23 protein-coding genes are annotated in these 21,683 nt (G+C 69.1%); 13 read left to right on the top strand and 10 right to left on the bottom strand.

Annotated elements, in window-relative coordinates:
- Positions 1-1,233, bottom strand: a complete 1,233-nt coding sequence (locus ASC95_RS09525) for an efflux RND transporter periplasmic adaptor subunit (protein ID WP_057297501.1) — start codon at positions 1,231-1,233, stop codon at positions 1-3.
- Between the two features lie 73 nt (positions 1,234-1,306).
- On the bottom strand, positions 1,307-3,784 hold the full coding sequence (locus tag ASC95_RS09520; RefSeq protein WP_057297500.1) for an ABC transporter permease: 2,478 nt from the start codon (positions 3,782-3,784) through the stop codon (positions 1,307-1,309).
- Between the two features lie 152 nt (positions 3,785-3,936).
- Here ASC95_RS09520 and ASC95_RS09515 point away from each other — a divergent pair, with 152 nt between their 5' ends.
- The 4 genes from ASC95_RS09515 (at position 3,937) to ASC95_RS09500 (ending at position 8,738) form a co-directional block, all read left to right on the top strand.
- The gene (locus ASC95_RS09515) at positions 3,937-5,229 is read left to right on the top strand and encodes a sigma-54 dependent transcriptional regulator (protein ID WP_235537854.1); all 1,293 of its coding nucleotides are present in this window, start codon (positions 3,937-3,939) and stop codon (positions 5,227-5,229) included.
- Positions 5,219-6,379, top strand: a complete 1,161-nt coding sequence (locus ASC95_RS09510) for a PAS domain-containing sensor histidine kinase (RefSeq protein WP_082567661.1) — start codon at positions 5,219-5,221, stop codon at positions 6,377-6,379. The genes ASC95_RS09515 and ASC95_RS09510 overlap by 11 nt, the downstream gene beginning before the upstream one ends.
- A gap of 290 nt (positions 6,380-6,669) precedes the next feature.
- Positions 6,670-7,896, top strand: a complete 1,227-nt coding sequence (locus ASC95_RS09505) for a glycerophosphodiester phosphodiesterase (protein WP_057297497.1) — start codon at positions 6,670-6,672, stop codon at positions 7,894-7,896.
- A 113-nt stretch (positions 7,897-8,009) separates the two neighbouring features.
- Positions 8,010-8,738, top strand: a complete 729-nt coding sequence (locus ASC95_RS09500; protein WP_057297496.1) for a two-component system response regulator — start codon at positions 8,010-8,012, stop codon at positions 8,736-8,738.
- 28 nt (positions 8,739-8,766) lie between these two features.
- Here ASC95_RS09500 and ASC95_RS09495 read toward each other — a convergent pair whose 3' ends face one another.
- Complete coding sequence (locus ASC95_RS09495) at positions 8,767-10,125, bottom strand: MFS transporter (protein WP_057297495.1); 1,359 nt, start codon at positions 10,123-10,125, stop codon at positions 8,767-8,769.
- A gap of 73 nt (positions 10,126-10,198) precedes the next feature.
- On the opposite strand from ASC95_RS09495, the gene ASC95_RS09490 reads away from it, so the two are divergent.
- Together ASC95_RS09490 and queE are read left to right on the top strand one after the other, a co-directional pair.
- Positions 10,199-11,293: a 6-carboxytetrahydropterin synthase gene (locus ASC95_RS09490; RefSeq protein ID WP_057297494.1), complete on the top strand. Its 1,095-nt coding sequence runs from the start codon at positions 10,199-10,201 to the stop codon at positions 11,291-11,293.
- Positions 11,290-11,919 (top strand): 7-carboxy-7-deazaguanine synthase, encoded by a 630-nt coding sequence (gene queE / locus ASC95_RS09485; RefSeq protein WP_057297493.1) that lies wholly within the window; start codon positions 11,290-11,292, stop codon positions 11,917-11,919. The genes ASC95_RS09490 and queE overlap by 4 nt, the downstream gene beginning before the upstream one ends.
- On the opposite strand, the gene ASC95_RS09480 is transcribed toward queE, so the two are convergent.
- From ASC95_RS09480 to ASC95_RS09465, 4 genes are all read right to left on the bottom strand, one after another.
- Entirely contained in the window at positions 11,920-12,306 is a 387-nt protein-coding gene (locus tag ASC95_RS09480; RefSeq protein WP_082567660.1) for a hypothetical protein, read from the bottom strand. It lies immediately after the preceding gene.
- Between the two features lie 76 nt (positions 12,307-12,382).
- Positions 12,383-13,099: a thioredoxin family protein gene (locus ASC95_RS09475; RefSeq protein WP_162250748.1), complete on the bottom strand. Its 717-nt coding sequence runs from the start codon at positions 13,097-13,099 to the stop codon at positions 12,383-12,385.
- Positions 13,100-13,192: 93 nt separating this feature from the next.
- A complete protein-coding gene (locus ASC95_RS09470) occupies positions 13,193-13,861 on the bottom strand; it encodes an OmpW family protein (protein WP_057297491.1) in 669 nt (222 codons plus the stop codon).
- A gap of 30 nt (positions 13,862-13,891) precedes the next feature.
- Complete coding sequence (locus ASC95_RS09465; RefSeq protein ID WP_057297490.1) at positions 13,892-15,061, bottom strand: SGNH/GDSL hydrolase family protein; 1,170 nt, start codon at positions 15,059-15,061, stop codon at positions 13,892-13,894.
- Positions 15,062-15,509: 448 nt separating this feature from the next.
- Here ASC95_RS09465 and ASC95_RS09460 point away from each other — a divergent pair, with 448 nt between their 5' ends.
- From ASC95_RS09460 to ASC95_RS09450, 3 genes are all read left to right on the top strand, one after another.
- The gene (locus ASC95_RS09460; RefSeq protein ID WP_057297489.1) at positions 15,510-15,824 is read left to right on the top strand and encodes a nucleotide pyrophosphohydrolase; all 315 of its coding nucleotides are present in this window, start codon (positions 15,510-15,512) and stop codon (positions 15,822-15,824) included.
- A gap of 5 nt (positions 15,825-15,829) precedes the next feature.
- Positions 15,830-16,495 (top strand): PolC-type DNA polymerase III, encoded by a 666-nt coding sequence (locus ASC95_RS09455; protein ID WP_057298304.1) that lies wholly within the window; start codon positions 15,830-15,832, stop codon positions 16,493-16,495.
- Between the two features lie 83 nt (positions 16,496-16,578).
- Positions 16,579-17,097, top strand: coding sequence for a GNAT family N-acetyltransferase (locus ASC95_RS09450; protein ID WP_056875792.1), 519 nt, complete (start codon positions 16,579-16,581; stop codon positions 17,095-17,097).
- Between the two features lie 62 nt (positions 17,098-17,159).
- On the opposite strand, the gene ASC95_RS09445 is transcribed toward ASC95_RS09450, so the two are convergent.
- Positions 17,160-17,915 (bottom strand): PEP-CTERM sorting domain-containing protein, encoded by a 756-nt coding sequence (locus ASC95_RS09445; RefSeq protein WP_057297488.1) that lies wholly within the window; start codon positions 17,913-17,915, stop codon positions 17,160-17,162.
- 89 nt (positions 17,916-18,004) lie between these two features.
- Positions 18,005-19,066 carry a hypothetical protein gene (locus ASC95_RS09440; RefSeq protein ID WP_057297487.1) on the bottom strand — a complete coding sequence of 354 codons (1,062 nt, stop codon included), beginning with the start codon at positions 19,064-19,066 and terminating at the stop codon, positions 18,005-18,007.
- A 124-nt stretch (positions 19,067-19,190) separates the two neighbouring features.
- Between ASC95_RS09440 and ASC95_RS09435 the strand changes: the two genes are divergently transcribed.
- The 4 genes from ASC95_RS09435 (at position 19,191) to ASC95_RS09420 (ending at position 21,258) form a co-directional block, all read left to right on the top strand.
- A complete protein-coding gene (locus tag ASC95_RS09435) occupies positions 19,191-20,159 on the top strand; it encodes a YafY family protein (protein ID WP_057297486.1) in 969 nt (322 codons plus the stop codon).
- Positions 20,160-20,250: 91 nt separating this feature from the next.
- Positions 20,251-20,559 carry a YqjD family protein gene (locus ASC95_RS09430; protein ID WP_057297485.1) on the top strand — a complete coding sequence of 103 codons (309 nt, stop codon included), beginning with the start codon at positions 20,251-20,253 and terminating at the stop codon, positions 20,557-20,559.
- Positions 20,560-20,569: 10 nt separating this feature from the next.
- Entirely contained in the window at positions 20,570-20,956 is a 387-nt protein-coding gene (locus ASC95_RS09425; protein WP_057297484.1) for a phage holin family protein, read from the top strand.
- The gene (locus tag ASC95_RS09420) at positions 20,953-21,258 is read left to right on the top strand and encodes a hypothetical protein (RefSeq protein ID WP_057297483.1); all 306 of its coding nucleotides are present in this window, start codon (positions 20,953-20,955) and stop codon (positions 21,256-21,258) included. The genes ASC95_RS09425 and ASC95_RS09420 overlap by 4 nt, the downstream gene beginning before the upstream one ends.
- Here ASC95_RS09420 and ASC95_RS09415 read toward each other — a convergent pair.
- Positions 21,255-21,671 (bottom strand): GFA family protein, encoded by a 417-nt coding sequence (locus ASC95_RS09415; protein WP_057297482.1) that lies wholly within the window; start codon positions 21,669-21,671, stop codon positions 21,255-21,257. The two genes, ASC95_RS09420 and ASC95_RS09415, sit on opposite strands and share 4 nt — an antisense overlap.
- Positions 21,672-21,683 lie beyond the last annotated feature (12 nt).

Below are 21,683 nucleotides of genomic sequence, written 5' to 3'. Positions count from 1 at the left end.
TCAGTTCAGTTGCAGTGAGGTGGCCCTGGCAAAGGCGCGGTAAGGGGAGACGACGACCTGCTCGCCGGCTTGCAGGCCGCCCAGCACTTCGATGACGCCGTCGGCGCGGCGGCCCAGTTGCAGCGGGCGGCGCTGGGCGTGGCGGCCGTCCGCGTCGAGCACAAAGGCCCAGGCGCCGCCCGTGTCGGCGTAGAAGCCGCCGTCGGGCAGCAGCAGCGCGTCCTGCGCCTGGCCCAGCGTCAGGCGCACGTCCAGGCCCTGGCCGACCTGCAGCGGCGGCGGGTCGCCGTCGAAGGCGAGCTCGACGCTGAAGCGGCCGTCCTTGACCTGAGGGTCGATGCGCGCGACGTGCAGGGCATGGCGCCGGCTCTCATGCTGCAGCTCGGCGGCGAGGCCCTCGCGGACGCGGCCGAGGTGGAATTCGTCCAGCCGCAGGTCCAGCTTGAAGCGGCCCAGGCTGTCCAGCCGCGCGATGCGGCTGCCGCTGCGCACGGACTCGCCGACCTGCAGCGTCAAGCCCGTCACGCGGCCGGCCACCGGTGCACGCACCGCCAGGCCTTCGCTGGCGGTGCGCATGGCGTCCAGCCGCTTGTTGAGGTCGGTCACAGCGCGCTGCATGGCCTGCACGGACTGCTCTCGCACGGCCAGCTCCTCGCGGCCATCGGCCTGCTGCTGGGCGAACAGGCGCTGCGCAAGGGCGAGCTTGTCGGCCGAGTCCTCCAGTGCAGACGGTGAAAGGAAGCCAGTGGCGGCCAGCTCGCGGTTGCGCTGATGCAGGCGGCGCACGCGCTCCAGCTCGAACTGGCCCTCCGTGAGCGTGCGGCGCTGCACGGCCTGGGCCTGCATCCACGCGGCGCGCAGCGTCGAGAAGTTGGCGAGCTGCTGGGCCGCCTCGCTGGAACGCGCCATCAACTCTTGGGCTCGCTGGGTGCTGCTGAGCACGACGAGCAACTGGCCGGCCTCCACGCTGGCGCCGTCCTTCACCAACACCTGCTCGACGCGGCCGTCCTCGGTCGCGTCGAGCAGCACGGACTGCAGCGGCTGCGCGGTCGCGCGGCCGACGACGACGTCGCGGAAGGGGCCGGTCTTTGCCGTGGCGATCTCCACGTCGGCGCGCGACACGGGCACGCCGCGCGGCCAGTAGCGCATGAGCAGCAGGGCCCCCGCCAGCGCGGCCATCAACGCCAGCACCATGAGGCCGTAGCGGCGCGGCACCACGACGCGGCGGTCCATCGCTGCGCCGGAATTCGCGGCCGCGGCGGGCGGGGCCGGCCACGGTCTGCCGTGGACGAGGGGCTTCATCGTGTCATCCACGCAGGGCCTGCAGCGGCCGCAGTGCCAGGGCGGTGTGCAGGTGGCGGGCCACGGCCAAGGCTGTCACCAAGGCGAGCAGGGCGACCGACGCCAGCAGCACCCACAACGAGCCCGGCCCCACCGGCGCACGCTCGACGAAGCCGATCAGGTAAAGCTGCGTGAGCCACGCCGCCACCGGCAGCGCCACGACGCAGGCGGCGGCGAGCACGCCGGCGAACTCGCGCGCGAGCAGGGCGGCCACCGCGCCGGCACCCGCGCCGTGGAGCTTGCGCAGCACGATCTCGCGCTCGCGCCGGCGCAGCGTGTAGGCCGCCAGCGCATAGATGCCCACGGCCGCGAGGCCCAGGGCCACCAGCCCGGCGATGCCGACGAGCCGGCCGAGCCGCGTGTCTTCGGCCACCTTCTGCAGCAGCATGTCACGCACGGGCAGCGCTTCGGCCTGCGCCTCGGGGAACCGGCCGTTCACCAACTCGACGAGCCGGCGCCGCGTGGCCTGCGGATCACGGCTGTGCACACCGATGACGCCGGCGTTGCGCTCGACCACCGGGGCAATGGCATGCGGTTGCTGAGGTGTCCGCGGGCCTTCCAGCCGGATGTCCTCGATGACCGCCGCCACCGTGGCCGGGTGGCCGCCGCGGTAGACGGGCGAGACGCCGAGCGTCTGGCCGACCGCAGCCTCGGGGCTGGCGAACCCGAGGGCGCGCACGGCACTGCGGTCCAGCACGACGGCGTTCTGCGCAGCCTCGGCCACATGGTCGGCCGACAGCCGGCCAGCGACGATGCGCATGCCGTAGGTCTGAAGGTAGCCGGGCGTGAAGTCCACGCCGGTCCGCAGGTTCACCGGCGTGCCGCCGGGGCCGCGGAACTCGGAGTACCAGCTGGAAAAGTCGCGCCCCGGCACGTCGTCCGCCGCGGCTGCGGCGACCACTTCGGGCCAGCGGCGCACCTGCTCCAGCAGCGCGGTCGTCTGCGCAGGCTGCACCTCCCAGGGCAGGTCCACCGCCACCCGGTCCTGCACCTCGAAACCACGCGGCATCGCGCCCGCATGCTCGGCCTGCCACAGCACCGCCAGCGCCAGCGAGGAAAACACCGCGGCCGCACCGAACTGCAGCGTCGTCATCAGCTGGCGCAGCCAGCGGCTGGCAGCGCCCTCGCTGTGGCTGCGCCCGGCCAGCGACTCGGCAGGTCTCACCCGCAGCGAGATGAAGGTCAGCGGCAACGCGCTGACTGCGGCAATCACCAGGCACAGCAGCGCCGTCAACGCCACCATGCCCCGCGCCAGCACCGGCGCGTAGAACTGCCGCTGCATCAGGACCTCCGCGACCGGCGTCGCCCACCAGGCCAGCAGCAGGCCGAGCACGCCAGCCACGCCCGCGACGACCGCCGCCTCGGCGAAGAACTGCGCCGACAGCTGCCCGGCACCCGCACCGAGCGACTTTCGCAAGCCGATTTCGCGCTGCCGCCGGAGCGTGCGCACGCTCCAGAGGTTGATGAAGTTGATGACCGCCAGCGCCAGCACGCCAGCCGCAGCCGCCGAAAGGCTGCCGAGCTGTAGCCGCCGCTGCGGGCTGCCGGCGCCGTGCAGGCCGATGTCGGTCACGCGCAGGGCGCGCAGGGTAGCCCAGTCGCCACCACCCTTGAGGAAGTCCGCCGGCAGACCCGGTGGCGGCGGCTGCATCGCCAACAGGCGCTGCGCCAGAGCGCCGACTTGCGCCACCGTGGCGCCCGACTTCAGGCGCGCGAACAGCCGGCCGTTGCCCAAACTCCATTGGTCGGACAGCTTGAGGTAGGTCTTGGCAGCGGGTGCCTGGAAGCCGGTGAGCGCGTCGAAGATCAGCGACGTGTTCAGGTTGGGAGTAGGCAGGACGGCCTTGACCGTCAGCGCCGCCTGCTGCGCCGGTGCGCTGCCATCGGGCGCGGGCGGCAGCGATATGGTGAAGGTGCGGCCCAGCGCCTGGGTTGTGCCGAAGAGGCGTTCCGCGGCGCTGGCGGTCAGCGCGACGGCCTCGGGCGACGAGAGCGCCGCCTGCAGGTCGCCGGCGAGCGGACGCAGGCCGAACAAGGCCTGGATGTCGGCGTCGGCCAAGCCGATGACGAACCGGGTGCTGCGCTGCACGCCGTGTTCATCGGTGGCCCGCGACAGCAGCTGGGTGTAGAGCAGGCGGCTCATGGCCTCGACCGGCGCGCCCTCCGCGAGCAACGCGGCATGCAGCGGCACGGCAGGGATGTCTCCGAGCCATTCGGTGGTGATGCCGCCTGGACCGCGCACCCGCCACTCGAATGTGGCGAGCCGGTCCGGCTCCGGCAGGTCGGCGTCAGGCCAGAGCAGGTCCTGCAGAAAGCTGGCGCTGAGCAGCGCCAGCGCCAGGCCGACCGCCAGGCCGGCGATGACGAGGATGGCGGGGCCCGGTTCGCCGCGCAACTGGCGCCAGGCGCCACGCCAAAGGAGGGAGGAGCTGAGCAAGGTCATGACCGCTGTTTCTGCAAGAGGTAGGCCAGGGCCATTCGCCCGGGAAATACGGTCCACACCCGCTGGGATCGTCCGCTTGCGGACACCTCGGGTGTCCGGTTCCGGACACCGCCTTGCCGGCGTGGATGCGCGCCCCCTACAGTCGCGCTCCCGTGCCCGGCATCCTCATCCTCGACGACGACCCCGACGTGGCGCTGGCCGCGCGGCTGGCCCTGCGCAGGCTGGGCGTGGTGGCCGTGCGCAACGACCCGCGCGAGCTGAGCGCCGCGCTGGACGAGATGGCGCCCGACGTGCTGCTGCTGGACATGAACTTCACACCCGGCGCCAGCGACGGCGCCGCAGGCCTTGGGCTGCTGCGCGAGGTGGTGTCGCTCCGCAATGCGCCGGCGGTGGTCGTCATGACCGCCTACGCCGAGGTGGAGCTGGCCGTGCAGGCACTCAAGGCCGGCGCAGTGGACTTCATCACCAAGCCCTGGGCCAACGACCGGCTGGTGGCCTGCGTGCAGGCGGCGCTGGCCCGACGTGCCCCCGCGCCTGCCATCGGCGAGCTGCTGGGCGAGTCTGCCGCGATGCAGGGCTTGCGCGCGCAGATCGCGCAGGTGGGTGCCAGCGAGGCCAGCGTGCTCATCCTTGGCGAGAATGGCGTCGGCAAGGAGCTGGTGGCGCGTGCGCTGCACCGCGCATCCAAGCGCGCGACCGGCCCGCTGCTGGCCGTGGACATGGGCTCGCTGCCCGAGGCGCTGGTGGAGAGCGAGCTCTTCGGCCACAAGCGCGGCAGCTTCACGGACGCGCGCGAATCGCGGCCCGGGCGCTTCGTCGCGGCGGCCGGTGGCACGCTGTTCCTCGACGAGATAGGCAACCTGCCGCTGGCGCAACAGGCCAAGCTGCTGGCCGCGCTGGAACGCCGCGAGGTGACGCCGCTGGGCAGCGACCGGCCGGTGCCGGTCGACGTGCGCGTGCTGGCCGCGACCAATGCGCCCGAGGCCGAGCTGTTCGACGCGCGGCGCTTCCGGCCCGACCTGCTGTACCGGTTGAACACCGTCGTGCTGCGCGTGCCGTCGCTGCGCGAGCGCGGTGCCGGCGACATCGCGCTGCTGCTACGCCACTATCTCGCGCAGTTCGCAAAGGAGCGTTCCGTGGAACTGACGCCGGATGCGCTGGCCCGCCTCACCGCCTACCGCTGGCCCGGCAATGTGCGCGAGCTGCGCCAGGCCTGCGAGCGCGCAACGCTGTTGGCACGCGGGCCGGTGTTCGCGTGGGACGATTTCGGCCTCCACGCCGCGCCCCTCGCAGCTGCCGAGCCGGGACTGGACCTGGCCCAGCGAGAGCGCGAGGCCGTGCAGGCCGCGCTGGCGCAGGCCGACGGCAACATCAGCCAGGCGGCCAGGCTGCTTGGCGTCAGCCGCGCCGCGCTGTACCGCAAGCTGGACAAGCATGGGCTTTGAACGAGCCCGTGTCGTGGCGGCTGCGCTGGTGCTGGCCGCGGCGGCGGCCGGTGTGGTCGCGTCACTGGACTCGCCGCGCCTGCTGGTCGCCTGTGCGCTGGCCGGCGCGCTCGCGGCCGCCGTCGGATGGGTCGCGCTCAGCCGCCTGGCCCACCGGCCGACGCCGCTGCCACCCGACCCACCGCCCGCGCCAAGACCGGACCTGGACGCCGCCCTGGAGCACGCCCCGCTCGCGCTGTGGCGCCTTGTGGCCGGCGCACCGCCGCTGGCACTGAACGCTGCTGCGCGCCGCCTGATCGCCCCGGGCCGCGCCGCCGAACCTGCGGCGTTGCTCGCGCTGCTGGACACCGCCCCGGGCCGGCGCGTCGTCACGCTGCCCACCGAGCACGGCCAGGAGCGCGCGGTGTTGGCGGTGTCGGCGCTGACGGTTCAGGGCCAGGCGTGGCGGCTGGCGGCGCTTGCACCCATCGAGTCCGAGCTGGAGACCGAGACGCTGGTGGCCTGGCGGCAGCTGGTGCAGGTGTTGACCCACGAGATCATGAATTCGCTGACGCCGATCGCCTCGCTGGCCACCAGCGCGCCGGCCCTGCTGGAGGCCAGCGAGCACGAGGAGCTGCAGGCGGCGCTGGCGACACTGGCGCGTCGCGCGGCGCATCTGCAGGCCTTTGTCGAGCGCTACCGCAGCGTCAGCCAACCGCCGGCACCGACGCTGGCCGACACGGCGCTGCTGCCGCTGCTGCAGGCCGTGCAGCGGCTGCTGGCGCCGGCCTGGGGTGCCGCCGGCGGCGCGGTCAGGATCGTGGTCGAACCCGAACGCCTGGCCCTGCGCACGGATGCGGCGCAGTTGGAGCAGCTGCTGATCAACCTGGCGCAGAACGCCCTGCAGGCCTGCGCCGGCCGCCCCACGCCGGAACTGCTGATCGAAGCGCGCCTGAGCCGCGGCGCGCGCCTGCGGCTGACGGTGGCCGACAACGGGCCGGGCGTGGTGCCGGGGCTGGAGAGCCGGATCTTCACGCCCTTTTTCACGACGCGCGAAGGCGGCAGCGGCGTCGGCCTGGCCGTGGTGCGCCAGTTGGTGCACGGCCTGGGCGGCACGGTACGCCACGCCAAGCGGCCGGGCGGCGGCGCCTGCTTCGTGCTGACCTTTTGACGTCCTGAGGCCCCTCGTCCAAGGAGTACCTTGGCCGGTCTTGCAGACCGCGCTGCGGACAGTGCCGCAGCCCTTCGGCAGGCACAAGACGCCCACTGGGCGTCATGAGTCCGGCCTCAGCCCCCGAGGGAACGGCGATGCTCGCCGGATCGACCGGCAAGCACATCGCCAAGGTGGGCCGGCTTGGGAGCGGCCCGGCGCTCGGCCCACAGGTTTCTAGGGGGGGCGGGTTCACGGCGCCGTCACTGCTTGCGCCTAGCCTGCGCCGCTCGGTCATCCTGGAGACAACGATGTTCAAACCCCTTCGCTGGGCCGGCCTGTGCCTGCTCGCCCTCGCCTCGCTGCAGGCCACCGCGCACGACCGCGGCCGCGCCGAAAACGCGCCGCTGGTCATCGGCCACCGCGGCGGCGCGACCGGGTATCTGCCCGACCACACGCTGGAGAACTACGCGCTGGGCATCGCCATGGGTGCGGACTACGTCGAGCCCGACCTCGTCGCCACCAAGGACGGCCACCTCATCGTGCGCCACGAGCCCAACCTGATCGCGACGACCAACGTCGCATCGCTGCCGCAGTTCGCCTCGCGCAAGCGCACCGCCATCATCGACGGCGCGACCGAGACGGGCTTCTTCGCCAGCGACTTCACGCTGGCCGAGATCAAGACGCTGCGCGCCATCCAGCCGCTCGCCGACCGCGACCCGTCCTTCAACGGCCAGTTCGAGATCCCGACGCTGGAGGAGGTCATTGCCTTCGTGAAGCGTAAGTCGGCCGAAGAAGGCCGGCGCATCGGCATCTACCCGGAAACCAAGCATCCGACCTACCACCAGAGTATCGGCCTGGCCCTGGAGGACCGCCTGCTGCGCGTGCTGACCAAGGCCGGCTGGAACCACCGCGGCGCGCCGGTCATCGTTCAGTCCTTCGAGACGGCCAACCTGAAGTACCTGCGCAGCAAGTCCAGCCTGCGCCTGGTGCAGCTGGTGGACGCCGACGATGTCAATGCCGACGGCAGCCTGGCCTTCAACAAGCCCTATGACAAGCCCTACGACTGGGTCGTGTCCGGCCGCGCCGGCCTGTTCAAGGACCTGCTGACGCCAGCTGGCCTGGCCGAGGTCAAGACCTATGCCGACGGCATCGGGCCGTGGAAGCTCTACCTGATCTCCAGCGCCTGCAAGACGGTGGCGGCCGGTGGCGGTTGTGCGGACAACAATGGCGACGGCCTGGTCGACGAACGCGACCGCAAGCTGCTGCCCGCCAGCGACATCGTCGCCAACGCGCACAAGCTCGGCCTGATGGTGCACCCCTACACCTTCCGCAACGAACAGAAGCGCTTGGCCAGCGACTACCAGGGCAGCCCGGTCAACGAATACCTGGCCTTCTACGAGCTGGGCGTGGACGGCGTGTTCGCCGACTTCGCCGACTCGGCCTTCGCGGCGCGGGCGATGTTCCTGCTGAAGAACGACGCCGGCTACGCCCGCTGCCTGGTCAACGGCCGCGGCTGTGTGACAAGCCGCGACTAAGGTTGCACTGCCGCAGGCGTGCAAAGTCGCGGCAAATCGTCGACTTATGCCTGATTTCCTCGGTGGTGTGACCGTGTGGCGGGTGTTAGGCTGCCCGCTGTTACACCCCGGGGATGGAGTCGATGTTTCACGAGCTGCAGGAGTTGCTGGGCGCCTACTTGATGCCGGTATTGATCGCGATACCGCTGGCCATCATCGTGCTCATCGCCGCCTTCAAGCGTGACGACTACCGTCCGCCACGCGAATACACGCCGCCGCCACGCCCGCCGCAAGGCAGCCAGCGCGCCAACGCGCCGGTGGTATTGCCGCCGCTGCCAGGCTCAGCCACTGCCGGCCCGTCCATGGCCAGCGCCTTCGTCACGGCGCCCACGCCGATGCAGCCGCCGGCCGCCCCCGCGCCCGTGGTGCCCGAGGGTCCACCCACCGTGCTGATCGCCGACGACTCGGCCGTCGTGCGCACCAAGCTCAAGCGCCTGCTCGAAGGTGCTGGTTTCGTTGTCGTCCAGGTCAACGACGGCAACGAGGCCATGGCCCAGTTGGACGAAAAGCCCGAGATCGCCGTGCTGATCACCGACCTCGAGATGCCCAACAAGGACGGTTTCGAGCTGATCGCCGATGTGCATGGCAGCCTGAATACCGAAGACCTGCCCGTCATCGCCATCACCGGCCACGACGAGCTGCACGGCCGCGTCGGCCAGATCGAGGGTGTCTACGGCATCTTCAAGAAGCCCTGGAACGACCGCGAGCTGCTCAAGCGCGTGGAGTCGCTGGTGCACCTGCGCAGCGCCGCCAGCAAGCGTGGCCGCCGCGTCAGCGACCTGCGGGCGCCACCGAGCGCCTGAAGCGCACCAACGCGCAGAAAGGCCCTGCTCAGGCCGAGGTGGCTTGGGCTCGCGGGCTGATCAAGGCCGCCGCCGTGACCAGCCCCAGCGCCAGCAGCAGCACCGGCAATACCTGGCGCGTGACGGGGTCGAACAGCAGACCGGCCAGGGCCAGCGCGGCACTGCTGGTGAGCGCATCACAGAGTTGCAGCGATGAGGTATTGCTGCCCTGCTGCTCCGGCGGCGACAGCTTGAGCAGCAGCACCGACAGGATGGGGAAGGACAGGCCGATGCCCAGGCCGACGAGTGTCCAGCCCGCAAAGACCAGCGCGGAGGGCAGGGCGAACAGCAGCGGCGCGATGACGAGGGTCAGCGCCAGCGCCGTCAGCGTGAAGCCACCCGGCAGCAACAGGCGCCGCGCCTCGGGCTGCTGCACGCGCGCTTGCAAGGCGCTGCCAATGCTCCAGGTCACGGCACCGGCGCTCAATGCGACGCCGGCCTGGGTCAGGCTCCAGCCGAAGTGCTGCGTCAGCATCAACGGCAGAAAGGCCTCGGCGCTGGCAAAGGTCGCGGCGATGAGGCCGCGCAGCAGGATGACCGTCGGCAGGCCGCGCGCCGCCCGCAGCGTGCCGGCGGGCAGCAGCAGCCGGGCGGCGATGCCGGCGGCCACCAGGCCGGCCGCGAACAGCAGGGCCGAGCGGGCGCCGGACTGCTGGCTGGCGCTGTGCAACGTCAGTGCGCCGGCACTGGCCAGCAGGGCCCAGCGCATCGCGCCCCAGCGCAGCTCATCGCCGGTGCCTGAGCCCACGCGCTTGAGAGCCGGCAGGATCATCAACGCCGCCACCGGCACGGCTGCCGCGACGACCAGGAAGACGGAGCGCCAGCCGATGAACTGCACGAGGAAGGACGCCAGCGCCGGCCCGACCAGGCCGGGCACGACCCAGGCACCCGCGAACATCGCAAACATCTTGGGGTGCAGTTGCTGCGGCACGACCTGACCGACGCCGACATACAGCGTCACGCCCAGCACGCCGCTGCCCAGGCCCTGCAGCGCGCGGCCAAGCACCAGCACCGGCATGGACGGCGCAAGACCCGCCAGCAGCAGGCCGACCAGGAAGGCGGCGAGGCCTGCCAGCGCGGCGCGATAGGGGCCGCGCTTGTCGCAGAGCTGGCCGGCCGCCGTCATGCCCAGCACCGAGGTGGCCAGCGTTGCGCCGAAGGCCAGCGCGTAATAGGGCAGGCCCTGCAGCGCCTCGGCCACGGCCGGCATCGCGGTGGCGACGGCAATGGACTCGAAGGCCAGCATGGAGATCAGCGCGATGGCGCCGATGCAGGCGGCGCTGCGGCCAGGGGCAAAGAGTTTGTCGGACGCGACGGTGGCCGCGTCGATGGGGTCAGCGAGATTCATGGCGGTGCAGACTAAAAGCTCAAGCCCACTTCAAGTCAAGCGGGGTCGAAGAGCCCCGCGCGACAATCGGGGCATGTCAGTTTCCGTGTTGCACTGTGCCTCGGCCGGCTTCGAGTCGGCCTGCCGCATTCCCGCCCTGCCCGCCTCGCACCGCAGCCACGGCCTGCATGGCCACAGCTATTTCGCCACCGTCCGCACGGCTCTGCCCGCTGGCTGGGCGGCGTTCCAGGGTGGTGAGGTCGAGGCGCTGCGTGCACGCATGACGCAGACCGTGGCGCCGCTGGATCATGCCCTGCTGAACGACCACCTGGCCGAACCCACCGACGAGAACCTTGCGCGCTGGGTGCGCGGGCGGCTGGACGTGCCAGGCATCGTGCAGGTGGGCGTGCAAAGCACCCAACACAGCGGCGTGGACCTGGACGGCGCAGGGCACGCTCATGTGTGGCGGCGCTACCGCTTCCAGGCTGCCCACCAGCTGCCGAACGTACCGACGGGCCACCAGTGCGGCCGCATGCACGGCCATGGCTTCGAGGTCATCCTGCATGCGAATGCGGACCTCGGCGAGCGCGACCTGTCCATTGACTACGACCACCTCGACGAAGTCTGGGCGCCACTGCACTTCGAGCTGAACTACCGCTGTCTGAACGACATCGCGGGGCTGCAGAACCCGACCAGCGAGAACATCTCGGCCTGGCTGTGGGACAGGCTGAAGCCCGAACTGCCCGAGCTGAGCTGGGTGACCGTCTACGAGACCGGCTCCAGCGGCGCCAACTTCAATGGCCAGAGCTACCGCATCTGGAAGGAGATGACGCTGGACAGCGCCGTTCGCATGAAGCACGCGCCCGACGGCCATCCGCTGGCCGGCATCCATGGCCACACCTTCACGCTGCGCCTGCATCTGGCCGCGCCGCTGGACCAGGTCATGGGCTGGACGGTGGACTTTGGCGATGTGAAGTCGCTCTTCAATCCCATCTTCAAAGGGCTGGACCACCATCCCTTGTTCGAGATTGCCGGCCTGCCCGATGGCGACGCGGCTTCGATTGCCGCATGGGTGCTGCGCGAGGGCGGCACTGTGCTGCCGCAGATCGACCGCGTGGACCTGTACGAGACGCGCGGCTCGGGCGCCATCGTCAGCCGGGCTGACTCTGAAGAATTGATCCCGGTATGACGTATTCCGTCAAAGAGCTGTTCTACACACTGCAGGGCGAGGGCGCCCAGGCCGGCCGTGCAGCCGTGTTCTGCCGCTTTGCCGGCTGCAATCTCTGGACTGGCCGCGAGCAGGACCGCGCGACGGCAGTCTGCACCTTCTGCGACACGGATTTCGTCGGCACGGATGGCGAGGGCGGTGGCAAATTCGTGACTGCCGATGCGCTGGCCGATGCAGTTGCCAAAGCATGGCCCGGTGGTGGTCGTCCGTACGTCGTCTGCACCGGCGGCGAGCCGCTGCTGCAACTGGACACGCCGCTGATCGACGCCCTGCATGCGCGCGGCTTCGAGGTGGCCGTCGAGACCAACGGCACCCAGCCTGCGCCGCCGGGGCTGGACTGGATCTGCGTCAGCCCCAAGGCCGATGCGCCGCTGGTGCTGACGTCGGGCCATGAGCTGAAACTGGTTTATCCGCAGCCGCTGGCGCAGCCGGAACGGTTTGCGAATCTGGCCTTCCAGAACTTCTTCCTGCAGCCCATGGATTCGGTGCTGCAGCGCGAGCACACCAAGGCGGCGGTGAGGTACTGCATGGAACACCCGCAGTGGCGGCTGTCGGTGCAGATGCACAAGGTCGTCGGAATCGCCTGATCAGTCGCGGCAATAGCCTTCGCCGGTCTTGACGATCAGGCAATCGCGCTTGTCGGCCAGCCACTTCATGCCCGTCTCGGGGCCGCTGCCGGCGTGGATGGTTTCGAGCACGCCGTCGCGTTCAAAAACCAGCGTGTCCGTGCCCGCCTTGGCGTTGAAGCTGCGTGGGCCATCCAGGTTCTGCACCGTGACGCTGTAGGTTCCGGGGCCGCCGGTAATCTCCAGATAGGTGCCTTCCGGCCCTTGCCATCGGCCGACCCAGGGGCTGGAGACCACGGCCGTCGAAGCGGCCGATGCCGGTGCCTCGGCGGGGCTGTCGACCGACCTGCCGCAAGCGCTCAGCACGGCCACGCCGGCAGCCAGCATGACAAGGGGTTGGATTCGCATGGCCTAGCGGCATTCAGCGGGGATGGCCAAGTCTGATCGCCCGCGGGGTTGCTCCGTGTCGGAGGACTTCCCGTTTTCAGCAACCGATCTCGACTGCCTGCAGGGTGCGGCCATCGCGCACATCCACGGCTACCGCGAGCCAGCGGCTGGCGTGGCCTGGTTCAGCGGCCTTCACCGGCACGGTCCACTGCGCCCGGTCCTGGCCGGCCCAGACTGGCAGCTTCCCGTATTCCCGCACGACGCTGTCATGGTTGAGCGTCTCGCCTCGGTTCTCGCCGGCGCGCACGCGGCTCTGATGGCCGTCCTCGACGCGTGCCCACCAGAGCTGGATGTGCGCAGGCGCGCCAGGCAAGGCCTCGGCACTGAGCTTCAATTCACCGCTGGCACTGCGGCTCCAGACCAGCCGTACGCGAGCCGGCTCAGTGCTCGCCGCCGGCAAAGAGGCGCTGCGCCAGTCCCGACCGTTGACAACGATCTGCGGGGTGTAGGCATAGCGCGAGCCATTGACGCCCACGCCCTGCTTCTGTCGCTCGGTGAAGGCCGGGCTGGAAAAGCGGTCCGGCCAGCCCAAGCCATTCCAGTAGTCCACATGAAAGGCCGCGGCGATGACGCCGGGCTGGCTTTTCAGCGAACTCAGCCAGCGATCGGCCGGCGGGCAGGAGGAACATCCTTCCGACGTGTAGAGCTCGACGACGCGTGGCACCGTCGCGCCGCTTTGCATGGTTGTGGCAGGGCAGCTTTGGGCGCCGGCGAGCGGCGTGGCCATGGCCAGGAGCAAGGCAGTCAGCTTCATGGGGCATGAGTCGACCATGACCGACAAACCTGACACGCCCATAACGACAAAGGGAGCCTGCAGGCTCCCTTTGGATGACCGGATTGAACCGGATCAGAAGCGATAACCGATGCCGAACTTGACGGACACCGGGTCCAGCGTCGTCTCGATGGTCTGGCCCGTGGACAGGCTACCCGTCGTCTTGATGAAGGTCTTGGTGACCGACAGGCTGGCGGACCAGTCCTTGGTGATGTTGAAAGCGCCACCGACTTCCATGGTCGTGCCGAAGCGGCTCTTCATGGACAGGGTGGTCGGGTTGCTCGGCGTGCCGCCGGTGATGCCGGACAGCACGGCCGTGGCGCGCGGCTTGAAGAAGTAGCCATAGGTGACGCCTGCGCCCACGAAGGGACGGAAGCTGCTGTTGGCATCGCCGAAGCGGTACTGGGCCAGCAGCGTCATTGGCAGCGACTTGACCGTGCCTAGCTTGCCCACGCCTTCGATGGCGCCGGCGCCGACGACATCGTGCTTGAACGGCAGCGCGATCGGCAGGTCGATGCTGATGTTGTCGGTCCAGTAGTAGGTCACGCCGCCGACGAAGGAGCTGGCCTTCTTGACGTCGACCTTGGTGCCGACAAGGCTGGGCGCGGTCAGATCACCGCTGTCGACATGGGGGTCGATCTGGGCGGCGCCGCCGTAGACGACGATGCTGCCCGCCGACTGCGCGAAGGCACTGCCGCTGACCAGGACGATGGCTGCGGCGCCGAGGAGGAACTTGGTTTTCATGGGTTGTCTCCGAGTCTGTTGAGCCGCGCTTTACAGCCAACCCTTGGTGGCCAGGGCCTTGCCGATCAGCTGCTGGGTCAACTGATGGCCATAGGGCGTGGGGTGGAAGCTGTCGGAGAAGGCGTAGCTCTTCCACCAGTCGGCACCGCCGCTGACACCGGCGGGCGGCGCGGCGGACAGGGCCGCGGCCGTGCAGGCCGGGAAGTTGTAGGTCGGCAGGCCATCACCGCCAACGCCGACGACGGGGCAGGCCGGCGTCTTGACGTTGCTCAGGCCGAACTGGGCCGGCGTGGCCACCTGGTCCTGGAAGGCCTTGAAGAAGTCGATGACGATGACGTTGTCGTTACCGGCGAACTTGGCGGCCAGCTGGGTATTGAAAGCCGTCATCCAGCCCTGGAACACGGCCTGCGACTGGGCGCGCGCCGTGGCGCCAGCCGTGCCGCCACCGCTGGCTGCGGCGATGCTGTCAAGCACCATCTGAAAGCGCGGCGTGTAGCTCACGTCGGGCATGTTCATGAGCACGACGTGGGTGGCGCCCTTGTCGAGCACGCTGGCCTTGATCTGGGCGGCGAACTTGTCGGCCAGGGCCGTCATGTAGGTGGCGCCGATCTGGGCCGTCGTCGTGGCACCGCCTTGCAACGCGGCACCGATCTGGGTCGGCGTCAGGAGCGTGCCGAGCAGGGCCGAGTAGCTCTTGGCGGCGTCCTTGGGGATGCTCAGGTAGGCGCCGACGAGATCGGCCGCGTCATTGCCGCCGCCGTCGATGATGACCAGGTCGCTGGCCGTGTAGCTGCCGGCCGCCGCATAGGTGGCCATCTGCGTGCCCACGTTGAGCGGGTTGGCCGCGCCGCCGGCACCGGTGTAGGTGATGCGGCCGCCGCCGATGGAGAAGTTGGTGCAGCCCGTCTTGGCCGTGTTCGCGGCGAAGGTGGTGCCGGTGAAGACGAAGAAGTTGCACAGCGTCTGGCCGTAATTGGCCGCGACGCGTTCGACATAGATCAGGTTGTCGGGGCTCTGGACGGTGAACTTGTAGCCGAAGGTGCCGCTGTCCTGGATGCTATCGCCGAAGACCTTGACCGAAGCGAAGGAGACCTTGGGCGTCGTGTCCGCCGAGGCGCCACCGCCTCCGCAGCCGGCCACCAGCAGGCTGCCCAACAGCGCCACCGAGGCGGCGGCGATCCGGGTGAGGAAGGGTTTCATTTGTTGTCTCCTGGGCGACACCGCAACATCGCAGTGCATTCAATTCGGGAGCGCAACTCTAGCCGCAGCTTTTTAGAACGGTCGTTCGTTTTTCCCCTCATTCCGCGTAAAGAAACAACGCCGACGGCTTGAGGAAGGCCTGGGCCAGCCCCTCCATCCACGGGGGCCGGGCGCCTTGGGCAAGTCTGTGGATGGATCTGGCACAACTGGGCAGATATCCACAGGCCAACGGCCTTCAGCGAAGTTGTTCCCAATCGCGAGCCAATCCATCAGGCTGCGGCGCACAGGCTTGTGCGGCTGCCAAGCGCTTGTGGCCCAAGGACTTTTTACCCTTGTCCACAGCGCAGGCCGCCCACTACTACGACCACTACCTTTGAAATCTTGAATACCGTTTAGGAATACACGGGACACTTTCGGCGACGCCCCAACCCTCACACTCGCTCCCCTGATGGACATTTCGACCCTGCAGCAGCGCTTGCGCCAGTTCGCCAGCGACCGCGACTGGCAGCCCTACCAGACGCCCAAGAACCTCGCGATGGCCATGACGGTGGAGGCCGCCGAGCTGCTGGAGATCTTCCAGTGGTTGACTCCCGAGCAATCCCTGAGCCTGAGTGACGACCAACGCTGCCATCTCGGCGAGGAGCTGTCCGACGTGCTGCTGTACCTCGTGCAGATCGCCGACCATGGCGGCGTGGACCTGGAAGCCGCCCTCGAGCGCAAGCTGGCCATGAACGCCATCAAGCATCCACCGAAGAAGTCTTGACGAAGATGACTGAAACCATCGCTGTCGTGGACTTCGAAACGACTGGCCTCGGGCCCACCAGTGGCGGGCGCGCCACCGAGATCGCTGCCGTGCTCGTGCGTGGCGGCGCGGTCGTCGACGCCTGGAGCAGCCTGATGAACAGCGGCGCCTGGGTGCCGCCCTTTATTCAGTCCCTGACCGGCATCAGCAACGAGATGCTGGCCGACGCACCGGACTCGGCCACGGTCATGCACGAGCTGGCCCGCTTCACCCGGGGCTGCCCGCTCGTCGCGCATAACGCTTCCTTCGATCGTGGCTTCTGGCAGGCCGAGATGGAGCGCGCCGGTGTGGCGCGCGACCCGGCCCATGAGTTCGCTTGCACCGTGCTCCTGTCGCGCCGGCTCTGGCCCGAGGCCAAGAGCCATGGCCTGGGTGCGATCACGCAGTTCCACGGCATCCGCTTTGATGGACGCGCCCACCGAGCCTTGGCCGACGCGCGCGTGACGGCGGAGTTGTTACTGAAGGTGCAAGACGAAGTTGCGCGCCGCTTTTCGTTGGACCTGGGCGACGCGGCTGTCGACCATGCGTTGATGCTGCAGCTGCAGCGCACTCCCTTGCGCTGGCTGCGGCGTGGCCTCGTCGACCATGTGAAGGCCAGGCGAGCCCATTGCCTGCCGGCTCGAGCGCATTAAAAAAACTCTGTCAAGACCCTGCAGCATGCATTCGGGCTAGGACAATCGCGCCCTTTCGCCCCGTGCCATTGCTCAAGAGTTCCATGTCCGTGATCCAGGTTCGCCCCGCCACCCTGCGCGATGCCAAGGCCATCGCCGAGATCCATGTCGCTGCCAGCCAGGACGCCTACAAGGCCCTCCTGCCCGCCGCCGCGCTGGATGCGATGTCGGTGCAAAAGCGCCAAGCCTTCTGGCGTGAGGCCATCGACCTCTGCGAGCCGCAGGTCATCGTTGCCCATCTGGACAACAAGATCATGGGTTTCGCCGGCTTCGACCGTTCGCGCGACAAGGGCACGCCCGCCACGACCGGTGAGGTGTGGGCCATGTTCGCCGACCCGGTGCACTGGGACAAGGGCGTCGGCCTGGCCCTGTGGGATGCCACACGCGACGGCCTGCAGGAAGAAGGCTGCACCAAGGCCACGCTGTGGTGCTATCTGCGCAACGAGCGCGCGCTGCGCTTCTTTGAGCTGGCCGGCTTCAAGCGCGAACTCGGCAGCGCCCGCACGACGGAAGTCGGTGGTGCACGTGTCGAAGAGATCCGTCTGCATCGCTCGCTCGTCTAAGCCTTTCGCTCGCACCAGGAGAAAAGCGCCCCGCAGGGCGCTTTGTCGCTATCGGGCGTGGATCAGCCGCGACGACGGCGTGCGATGAAGCCGACGGCCAGCAGGCCTGACAGCATCAGCGCATAGGTCTGGGGTTCCGGCACGGCGCTGACCGTGAAAGCGGTCGTGTTCGGGACCAGATTGGCGGCGACGGCGTTCGTGCCGAGGTCGTTCCAGTTGGCAGCGTTGCTGACCAGGCCTTTGTAGCCGGCAAACGTCGCCTGGCCCGTGCGGACGCCGCTGTATTCAGCGTAGTCGGAGCCGTTGCTCAGCGTGATGGCGCCATTGATGGCAGTCAGGCCGGTGCCGGTCAGGAAGCCAGCCGAAGCGGTGCCGTAGGTACCGGTGGTGACGGCGCTCAGGAACAGCGTCGGGGCCGTGGCGGTGGTGCCCAGGTAGGCGTAGACGGTGTCTTCCGAGGTGCTGATGCCCCAGTTGCTGCTGCCGGAGACCGTTGCGCGGCTGAACGTGCCGATGGACGCAGCCAGCAGCGTGGCGCTGTCGACCTTGCTGAAGCGAATCACGGTGCCGGCGGCGATGGTGCCCGCGCCGGACAGCCAGGACGAGTAGCTCTCACCGGTGTTGAAGGCCGAACCGGTCCACTCGTTGTCGGTGAACCAGACCTTGGTGTTGGGCGCGATGGAGGCCAGGGCCACCATCGCGAAGCCGTCTTCGTCGGCATTGAAGGAGGTGAACGTCAGGTCACCGGCCGCGGTCAACGCGGCATGCGAGGGCAGGGTGAGGGCGGCCGCAGCCAGCGCGATAAGGGTCTTTGTCATAGTGGATCTCAGAGGGTGACGGAGTCAGCTGACTCTGTCTGCCGGCCGTGACCCGCCCATGACAGCCCACCCCCGGGCTGCGGGATCGTTCAGGCCGCGTAGCCGGCCGTGGCGAGCGCCCAGCCGTCGGTAGCATCGTCATGGCGCTGGATGTGCACGGGGCTGAGCTTCTTGGCGGCCGCCCGTTCGACGAGGTTCTCCGCCTGCTCGGCCGTCAGCTGCAGCGCGAAGCGGGCCCAGCGCTTTTGCACCAGGGGCAGGCTCCAGGCATCTTCCAGCGCCCAGCGGATCTGATGCGACTCCTGCAGCTCGGCAGCCGCCAGCACCCGGGGGGCCAGTGCGAGCAGGAAGCGGTTGAAGTCGGTACGCAGCGTGTCGGTTGGCAGCAGCGCCTCGAGGCGGCTCAGGCGGGCGCTCCAGCCGGGCGTGGCGAGCTGGCGCGTGACCAGTGCCTGCAGAGCCTGGATGGGGTTGAACAGGCGCAAGCGGTTGGGGGGCAGCACGTGCAGCGGAATCAGCGCGGCTTCAGCATGGCTCAGCGGCGTGACAAAGCTGGCCAGCACGGCCAGGCGCTGCCACTCAGCCTCGGCCAGGCCGCCAATGCGCGTGATCGGGCCGGCGGCGCAGCTGGTGGCCATGTCGGCCAGCGCAGCGTAGCCACGATGTCCCTTGGCCCGGTTGGCGCGGCGGCTCATGATGGCCAGGTTGCCGGCCGCATAGCCGGCGTCGTCGCGGACACGGTCGATGCTGGTGCTCTCGCCGTCCAGCAGCTCGCGGCTGATGGGGCAGTGCTGGGTTTCCAGCTGGGCGAGGTGATGGGGCGTGAGCTGGATGTCCTCGAAGCTGCGGCCGCGCGCCCAGGCGTGGGTGCGCAGGGCCAGCCAGCGCTCGACGTGGGGGCTGGCTGGCGTGCGCACCGGGCGGCCACGCGAGGCCAGCCAGCCGCGCTGCAGTGGCGACTGTGGGTAGAGATGGGCGATGGGGGGCGTGATGCCATGCAGGGCGTAGTCGCGGCCCAGGGCCAGGCCGGTGCGCTCGTGGGCACTGAATTCACGTGCGGAGGCGGGAGCGTCGTCCATGTCCAGATCGAACTGGACAAGCGCATTGCTCTTGAGGGGGGTGGCGATCTGGGTGCTGAGGACGGCTTGCATGTCAGGCTCCTGTTGAGAGGGGCACGCCTTGAATCGCGGGCCTTGCAAGCAGTTTGTGAGCGAGGTAGCTCATGAGATGATCCACCTGGAAAACTACTGTAAATATTTTCAGGACTGAGCCGGCATGGATCGCACCGAACGCTTCTACAAGATCGAGCAGCTGATCCGCTCCCGTGGCTGCGTGTCATTCGCCGAGCTGATCGAGGCGCTGGAGGTGTCGCCCGCCACGCTCAAGCGCGACCTCGCCTACCTGCGCGAGCGGCTGGACGCGCCCATCGAGTACGACGCCGGCGAGAACGGCTACCGTTTCGGCCAGCAGTGGCGTGGCGGCAAGCACGAGCTGCCGGGCGTCTGGTTCAACGAGGCCGAGCTGCACGCCCTCTTGACCATGCAGCAGATGCTGGCCGGCCTGGACGAGCAAGGCGTCGTCGGCCGGCACCTGCAGCCGATGTTCGACAAGATCACCGGCATGCTGGGCGTGGACGCGGCCGAGGCCGATGAATTGCGGCGGCGCGTCAGGCTGATCGGCACGGCACGCCGGCGCATGGCCAGCGACAGCTTCGAGACCGTGGGCAGTGCCGTCGTCAAGCGCAAGCGCCTGGCCATCCGCTATCGCAAGAAGCGCGATGGGGCAGGCAGCGAACGCGAGGTCTCGCCGCAGCGTCTCGTGCATCACCGCCATGCCTGGTACCTGGACGCTTGGTGCCATGCCAGCGACGCCTATCGCCGCTTTGCGCTGGACGGCATCGAAGCGGCGACGCTGCTCGACGCCGACGCCCGGCCTGTGCCCCTGGCCGAGCTGGAAGCCGAACTCGACCAGGGTTATGGCATCTTCGCCGGTGGCACGCCGCGTGAGGCCGAACTGGTCTTCAGCGCCGGCACGGCGGCCTGGGTGTCGCGCGAGGAATGGCACCCGGCCCAGCAGAGCGAATTCCTGCCCGACGGCCGCTGGCGGCTGCGCCTGCCCTATGTGGATGACACCGAGTTGCTGATGGACTTGCTGCGCCACGCGGGGCAGGTCGAAGTGGTCGCGCCGGGGGCGCTGCGCGAGGCCTATGCGGCGCGGCTGAGGCAGGCTGTCGCTGTCTTGTAGGACAACCGCGCGTCATTTGAGTTGGGTCATTTCAGTCCGCGACCAATCGCGTTAGGCTCGAACCGTCTCGACCCCCCACCAAGGACATGCCATGAGCGACACCACCCAGGCCAAGGAAAAGCTGGCATCCGATTTCCGTGCTGTGATGGAAGACATCGACGCGCTGATGACGGCCACGACCAACAAGGCCGACGGCGAGGTCAAGGCCTTGCGCGCCCGCATCCAGGACCGCCTCTCCGGCGCCAAGGAGAAGATGCTGGATGCCCAGCATGAAGCCATCCAGCGCGCCAAGGACGCCGCCGTCGCCACCGACGACTATGTGCATGCCAACCCCTGGCAGGCCATCGGTGCCGCCGCGGCGGTCGGCCTGGCCTTGGGTGTATTGATCGGTCGTCGTTGAGCACGGCCACTTGAGCGACGCCAAGGAACCCGTCTCCGCGCCGCTGCGGCGGTTCGGGGTCTCGCTGCTGACGCTGGGCCGCATCCGGCTCGAGCTGTTTGCCATCGAGGCCCAGGAGGAGAAGGAGCGCATCGCCAGCCTGCTGTTGTGGGCCGTGCTGGCCGCGCTGCTGGCGGGCTTTGGTCTGCTGATGCTGCTGGTGCTCGTCACCGTGGCGCTGTGGGACAGCTATCGCCTGCTGGCCCTGGGCGGCGGCACCGTGGTACTCATCGCGGCGGCTGTCGTCGCCGTGCTCAAGGTGAAAGGCCTGATCGACCAGCCGGCCAGCCTGTTCCAGTCCAGCATCGGTGAGCTGCGCGCAGACGCCGACGCACTGCGGCGCCGGCCAGGGTCATGATCCCCAGGATCCCGGCCGACCCGGCTCAGCGCAGCGAGCGCAAGGCGAATCTGCTGCTCGCCTCCGAGCTGATGCGCGGCCAGGCTGCGTTGTCCGTGGACGATGTCGGCCAGCGTGCCGACACCTGGGTGCGGCGCATCCTGTCCTGGCGCGACCTGCTGTCCAACCCCATCGTGCTGGCGGCAGCCGGCAGCGGCGCGGCCTTCTTTGCCGGTGCGGGGCCCGACCGCCGCGGCAAGCTCTGGCGCGGCCTGCGCTGGGCTTGGCTGGCGTACAAGGTCTGGGGCCGGCGTAAGCGCTAGACGAGTGGACTGTCGCGCCCGCGCGAGTGAGCGGGAACGCCCGCCAGCTCGGGCAGCCAGGGCATGGCCGAGTCTTGCCAGACCTGCACCGTGGGCTTCAGTTGCGCGCGTTCGTTCACGCAGCCCAGGCGGATGTTCAGGGTCTTGGGCACATCGGCTTCCGTGGCAAACAGCTGCGTGCCGCAATCACCGCAGAAGGCCTGCACACGCCGGTTGCCGCTGGCGGCCACCTTCACGTATTGCTTGGGCGAGCCCTGCAGCTCGACCTGATCGGCGGGAATGGCAACCACGGCCCGGAACGGGCCGCCGGAAATGACCTGGCAGTCGGCGCAGTGGCAGGCAAAGACCTTGGCGGGATCAGCGTCCGCCGTGAAACGGATGGCGCCGCAATGGCATTGACCGGTGATGTGCATAGGGCCTCCTTC

It is taken from the genome of Pelomonas sp. Root1217 (genome assembly GCF_001425705.1).
Taxonomy (GTDB): domain Bacteria; phylum Pseudomonadota; class Gammaproteobacteria; order Burkholderiales; family Burkholderiaceae_C; genus Pelomonas.
This window is presented reverse-complemented; position numbering and strand designations above follow the sequence as displayed.

What these genes read in the sequence shown, in the direction of transcription:
- ASC95_RS09525 (WP_057297501.1), bottom strand. Translation starts at nt 1,233, where the DNA reads ATGGACCGCCGCGTCGTGGTGCCGCGCCGCTACGGCCTCATGGTGCTG.
- ASC95_RS09520 (WP_057297500.1), bottom strand. Translation starts at nt 3,784, where the DNA reads ATGACCTTGCTCAGCTCCTCCCTCCTTTGGCGTGGCGCCTGGCGCCAG.
- ASC95_RS09510 (WP_082567661.1), top strand. Translation starts at nt 5,219, where the DNA reads ATGGGCTTTGAACGAGCCCGTGTCGTGGCGGCTGCGCTGGTGCTGGCC.
- ASC95_RS09505 (WP_057297497.1), top strand. Translation starts at nt 6,670, where the DNA reads ATGTTCAAACCCCTTCGCTGGGCCGGCCTGTGCCTGCTCGCCCTCGCC.
- ASC95_RS09500 (WP_057297496.1), top strand. Translation starts at nt 8,010, where the DNA reads ATGGAGTCGATGTTTCACGAGCTGCAGGAGTTGCTGGGCGCCTACTTG.
- ASC95_RS09495 (WP_057297495.1), bottom strand. Translation starts at nt 10,125, where the DNA reads ATGAATCTCGCTGACCCCATCGACGCGGCCACCGTCGCGTCCGACAAA.
- ASC95_RS09490 (WP_057297494.1), top strand. Translation starts at nt 10,199, where the DNA reads ATGTCAGTTTCCGTGTTGCACTGTGCCTCGGCCGGCTTCGAGTCGGCC.
- queE (WP_057297493.1), top strand. Translation starts at nt 11,290, where the DNA reads ATGACGTATTCCGTCAAAGAGCTGTTCTACACACTGCAGGGCGAGGGC.
- ASC95_RS09480 (WP_082567660.1), bottom strand. Translation starts at nt 12,306, where the DNA reads ATGCGAATCCAACCCCTTGTCATGCTGGCTGCCGGCGTGGCCGTGCTG.
- ASC95_RS09475 (WP_162250748.1), bottom strand. Translation starts at nt 13,099, where the DNA reads ATGAAGCTGACTGCCTTGCTCCTGGCCATGGCCACGCCGCTCGCCGGC.
- ASC95_RS09470 (WP_057297491.1), bottom strand. Translation starts at nt 13,861, where the DNA reads ATGAAAACCAAGTTCCTCCTCGGCGCCGCAGCCATCGTCCTGGTCAGC.
- ASC95_RS09465 (WP_057297490.1), bottom strand. Translation starts at nt 15,061, where the DNA reads ATGAAACCCTTCCTCACCCGGATCGCCGCCGCCTCGGTGGCGCTGTTG.
- ASC95_RS09460 (WP_057297489.1), top strand. Translation starts at nt 15,510, where the DNA reads ATGGACATTTCGACCCTGCAGCAGCGCTTGCGCCAGTTCGCCAGCGAC.
- ASC95_RS09455 (WP_057298304.1), top strand. Translation starts at nt 15,830, where the DNA reads ATGACTGAAACCATCGCTGTCGTGGACTTCGAAACGACTGGCCTCGGG.
- ASC95_RS09450 (WP_056875792.1), top strand. Translation starts at nt 16,579, where the DNA reads ATGTCCGTGATCCAGGTTCGCCCCGCCACCCTGCGCGATGCCAAGGCC.
- ASC95_RS09445 (WP_057297488.1), bottom strand. Translation starts at nt 17,915, where the DNA reads ATGACAAAGACCCTTATCGCGCTGGCTGCGGCCGCCCTCACCCTGCCC.
- ASC95_RS09440 (WP_057297487.1), bottom strand. Translation starts at nt 19,066, where the DNA reads ATGCAAGCCGTCCTCAGCACCCAGATCGCCACCCCCCTCAAGAGCAAT.
- ASC95_RS09435 (WP_057297486.1), top strand. Translation starts at nt 19,191, where the DNA reads ATGGATCGCACCGAACGCTTCTACAAGATCGAGCAGCTGATCCGCTCC.
- ASC95_RS09430 (WP_057297485.1), top strand. Translation starts at nt 20,251, where the DNA reads ATGAGCGACACCACCCAGGCCAAGGAAAAGCTGGCATCCGATTTCCGT.
- ASC95_RS09420 (WP_057297483.1), top strand. Translation starts at nt 20,953, where the DNA reads ATGATCCCCAGGATCCCGGCCGACCCGGCTCAGCGCAGCGAGCGCAAG.
- ASC95_RS09415 (WP_057297482.1), bottom strand. Translation starts at nt 21,671, where the DNA reads ATGCACATCACCGGTCAATGCCATTGCGGCGCCATCCGTTTCACGGCG.